The sequence below is a fragment of the Streptomyces sp. P5F9 genome (assembly GCF_057961495.1).
On the sequence record NZ_JBXVPZ010000969.1, the window covers coordinates 1 to 998 of the forward strand.

The 998-nt window shown below is 68.8% G+C and carries 1 protein-coding gene; it reads right to left on the minus strand.

The annotated features are described in order from the left end of the window. On the minus strand, window positions 1-956 hold a 956-nt coding region (locus AC31A1_RS51865), incomplete at its 3' end, for a competence protein CoiA family protein (RefSeq protein WP_489659988.1). Window positions 957-998: the final 42 nt, after the last annotated feature.

The window sequence follows — 998 nt, forward strand, 5'->3', positions numbered from 1 at the left end:
GGTAGTAGGTGCGCTGAGGAGTAGATGACGTGGAGTTGGTGCGGGGGTGGGGTGGGGTGGTCGTACGGCAGCGTGATCCAGGCCCGGAGCACGGCCGAGTCGAGCGGTTGAACATCGGCCTCGTAGAGGCGTACGGCGGTGCCGTCTGGCTCCGGCACGGTGGCCGGTGAGGGGAACTCGATGGCTGACGTGAAGGCGATGGTGCCCGGGGCGAGAGGGAACGCAACGGGAACGGGGGTACTGCTCGTCATCGGTTCGGCATCGTGCCTGGGCGTGATGATCCCCTCGTCCGCGAGGCGGCACTCGGTGAGGGTCGACCATGCGAGGCTGTTGTCGGGGTACTGCGTGCCCACGTACACCTCGCGGGTCTCGCCCTCGGTGCGGCAGGAGATGCGGATGGCGTGCCCGGCGGCGTCCACCTCGTTGTGCGAGAGCCCACAGTAGGGTCCGTACGCCCAGTGGACGTGAGTGTGCCGGGCGGCGAGGCGTTCGCGGGTCTCCTGCCACTCGCGGAGGGAGAGGCGGGCCAACTGGACCCGGATGAGCCGGCACCGGCCCTGACCGAACCGGACCTCGACGGCTCCACCGTGGACCGACCCGGGGTCCAGGTACGTGACCTCGGCGTCCTGGTACCCCTGTCGCAGTATCCAGCGCCGTAGCGCCTGCCCGATGTACAGGTGATCTGCGCTGGCCTCACCGGTCTCCGTGCGGCGGCAGTGCACGGGTGGCCGGTGCGCGAAGTGGCACTTCTTCTCCGTGTACCGCTTCGGAGTCAACTTCTTGCCGCAGCCGCCGAGCAGGACGCCGCAGTAGAAGTCGTCGCGGGTCCGGCCCCGCATGAACCGGTCGAAGTCGTCGTGGTCGTACGGCAGGAATACCGGCCAGTCCGACTCGGCCTGACCGATGACCGCCGTCTGAACCTTGCGGGTGTCTTCCTCAGAGGTGAGCGAGACCATCCTGGCTCCTGGCTCGGGCAGCGGCGGCGGTTGGGGCAGGCG